The organism is Kluyvera sichuanensis (assembly GCF_014218705.1).
GTDB classification, from domain to species: Bacteria; Pseudomonadota; Gammaproteobacteria; order Enterobacterales; family Enterobacteriaceae; genus Kluyvera; species Kluyvera sichuanensis.
Genome location: NZ_JABBJF010000061.1, coordinates 1 through 3,532 on the forward strand (window position 1 = coordinate 1; position 3,532 = coordinate 3,532).

Genomic DNA, 3,532 nt, shown 5'->3' on the forward strand with positions numbered 1-3,532 from the left:
GTCAGAATAGAGTCTGCTTTCCCATTTTTTGACACATGCCCGCGAAGGTTATAGATTTCAGCCTGACAGAAATGGGCTTTGAGGCACAACGGAACAGAAAGTGCACTTAAGCCGCCTTCAACCAAGGAGACATCGTGCAGGGGCACCGCATCGGCTACGTCCGGGTCAGCAGCTTTGACCAGAACCCGGAACGCCAGCTGGAACAAACCCAGGTGAGCAAGGTGTTCACCGACAAGGCATCGGGCAAGGACACCCAGCGCCCCCAGCTCGAAGCGCTGCTGAGCTTCGTCCGCGAAGGCGATACAGTGGTGGTGCACAGCATGGATCGGCTGGCCCGCAACCTCGATGACCTGCGTCGCTTGGTACAGAAGCTGACTCAGCGCGGCGTGCGCATCGAGTTCCTGAAGGAGGGCCTGGTGTTCACTGGCGAGGACTCGCCGATGGCCAACCTGATGCTGTCGGTGATGGGGGCCTTCGCTGAGTTCGAGCGCGCCCTGATCCGCGAGCGGCAGCGTGAGGGCATCGCCTTGGCCAAGCAGCGTGGCGCGTACCGGGGCCGCAAGAAAGCCCTGTCCGATGAGCAGGCTGCTACCCTGCGGCAGCGAGCGACGGCCGGCGAGCCCAAGGCGCAGCTTGCCCGCGAGTTCAACATCAGCCGGGAAACCCTCTACCAGTACCTCCGCACGGACGACTGACACATGCCGCGTCGCTTGATCCTCTCGGCCACGGAGCGGGACACCCTGCTTGCGCTGCCGGAAAGCCAGGATGACCTGATCCGCTACTACACCTTCAACGACTCCGACCTGTCGCTGATCCGCCAGCGACGCGGCGACGCCAACCGCCTCGGCTTCGCCGTGCAGCTCTGCCTGCTGCGCTACCCCGGTTACGCGCTGGGAACCGACAGCGAGCTGCCCGAGCCGGTCATCCTGTGGGTGGCGAAGCAAGTCCAGGCCGAGCCGGCGAGCTGGGCAAAGTACGGCGAGCGCGACGTGACCCGTCGCGAGCATGCCCAGGAACTGCGCACCTACCTGCAACTGGCCCCGTTCGGCCTGTCCGACTTCCGCGCCCTGGTGCGCGAGCTAACCGAGCTGGCCCAGCAGACCGACAAAGGCTTGCTGCTGGCCGGTCAGGCCCTGGAGAGCCTACGGCAGAAACGACGCATCCTGCCGGCGCTGAGCGTGATTGACCGGGCCTGCTCGGAAGCCATTGCGCGAGCCAATCGGCGGGTCTACCGCGCCCTGGTCGAACCACTCACGGACTCGCATCGGGCCAAGCTGGACGAGCTGTTGAAGCTCAAGGCCGGCAGCAGCATCACCTGGTTGACCTGGCTGCGCCAGGCACCGCTGAAACCCAACTCTCGGCACATGCTGGAACACATCGAGCGGCTGAAGACATTTCAGTTGGTGGACTTGCCCGAAGGCCTGGGCCGGCACATCCACCAGAACCGCCTGCTCAAGCTGGCCCGCGAGGGTGGGCAGATGACGCCCAAAGACCTCGGTAAGTTCGAGCCGCAGCGCCGCTACGCGACCCTGGCCGCCGTGGTGCTGGAGAGCACCGCGACCGTGATCGATGAGCTGGTCGATCTGCATGACCGCATCCTGGTCAAGCTGTTCAGCGGCGCGAAGCACAAGCATCAGCAGCAGTTCCAGAAGCAGGGCAAGGCGATCAACGACAAGGTGCGCCTGTACTCCAGGATCGGCCAGGCGCTGCTGGAAGCGAAGGAAAGCGGCAGCGACCCCTATGCCGCCATCGAGGCGGTGATTCCCTGGGACGAGTTCACCGAGAGCGTCAGCGAGGCCGAGCTGCTGGCCCGGCCGGAAGGCTTCGACCACCTGCACCTGGTCGGCGAGAACTTCGCCACCCTGCGCCGTTACACGCCGGCCTTGCTGGAGGTGCTGGAACTGCGCGCCGCGCCGGCCGCGCAAGGCGTGCTGGCAGCCGTGCAGACCCTGCGTGAGATGAACGCCGACAACCTGCGCAAGGTGCCGGCCGATGCACCCACGGCCTTCATCAAGCCGCGCTGGAAGCCGCTGGTGATCACCCCGGAAGGCCTCGACCGGAAATTCTACGAAATCTGCGCCCTGTCCGAGCTGAAGAACGCCCTGCGCTCCGGCGACATCTGGGTCAAGGGCTCGCGGCAGTTCCGCGACTTCGACGACTACCTGCTGCCGGCCGAGAAGTTCGCCGCACTCAAGCGCGAGCAGGCCCTGCCCCTGGCGATCAACCCGAACAGCGACCAGTACCTGGAAGAGCGTTTGCAGCTGCTGGACGAGCAGTTGGCCACCGTCACCCGCCTGGCCAAGGACAACGAGCTGCCCGATGCCATCCTCACCGAGTCAGGGCTGAAAATCACCCCGCTGGATGCGGCGGTGCCGGATCGGGCGCAGGCGCTGATCGACCAAACCAGCCAGTTACTGCCGCGCATCAAGATCACCGAACTGCTGATGGACGTGGACGACTGGACGGGCTTCAGCCGCCACTTCACCCACTTGAAGGACGGGGCCGAGGCCAAAGACAGGACGTTGCTGCTGTCCGCAATCCTCGGTGATGCGATCAACCTCGGGCTGACCAAGATGGCCGAGTCGAGCCCCGGCCTGACCTACGCCAAGCTGTCCTGGCTGCAAGCCTGGCACATCCGCGACGAAACCTATTCGGCGGCCTTGGCCGAGCTGGTCAACCACCAGTATCGCCACGCCTTTGCCGCCCACTGGGGCGACGGCACGACCTCATCCTCCGATGGCCAGCGCTTCCGCGCGGGTGGCCGGGGCGAGAGCACCGGGCACGTCAACCCGAAGTACGGTAGCGAGCCGGGACGGCTGTTCTATACCCATATCTCCGACCAGTACGCGCCGTTCAGCACCCGCGTGGTGAATGTCGGCGTCCGCGATTCCACCTATGTGCTCGACGGCCTGCTGTACCACGAGTCCGACCTGCGGATCGAGGAGCACTACACCGACACGGCCGGCTTCACCGATCACGTCTTTGCCCTGATGCACCTGCTAGGCTTCCGCTTCGCGCCGCGCATCCGCGACCTCGGCGAAACCAAGCTGTACGTGCCGCAGGGCGTGCAAGCCTACCCGACGTTGCGCCCGCTGATCGGCGGCACCCTGAACATCAAGCACGTGCGTGCCCACTGGGACGACATCCTGCGCCTGGCCAGCTCGATCAAGCAGGGCACCGTCACCGCCTCGCTGATGCTGCGCAAGCTCGGCAGCTACCCGCGCCAGAACGGACTGGCCGTGGCCCTGCGCGAGCTGGGCCGGATCGAGCGCACGCTGTTCATCCTGGACTGGCTGCAAAGTGTTGAACTGCGCCGCCGCGTGCATGCCGGCCTGAACAAAGGTGAGGCGCGCAACTCGCTGGCCAGGGCGGTGTTCTTCAACCGCCTTGGGGAAATCAGGGATCGGAGCTTCGAGCAGCAGCGCTACCGGGCCAGCGGCCTCAACCTGGTGACGGCGGCTATCGTGCTGTGGAACACGGTGTACCTGGAACGCGCCACCCAGGGGTTGGTCGAGGCCGGCAAGCCGGTGGA

The 3,532-nt window shown here is 65.3% G+C and carries 2 protein-coding genes; both read left to right on the forward strand.

Annotation, left to right across the window (positions count from 1 at the left end; all coding sequences use genetic code 11):
• Positions 1-134: 134 nt before the first annotated feature.
• Positions 135-695, forward strand: a complete 561-nt coding sequence (locus tag HII27_RS26605) for a recombinase family protein (protein WP_001161490.1) — start codon at positions 135-137, stop codon at positions 693-695.
• Positions 696-698: 3 nt separating this feature from the next.
• Positions 699-3,532: Tn3-like element TnAs1 family transposase (locus HII27_RS26610; protein ID WP_185670181.1), on the forward strand; the 2,834-nt coding region annotated here is incomplete at its 3' end.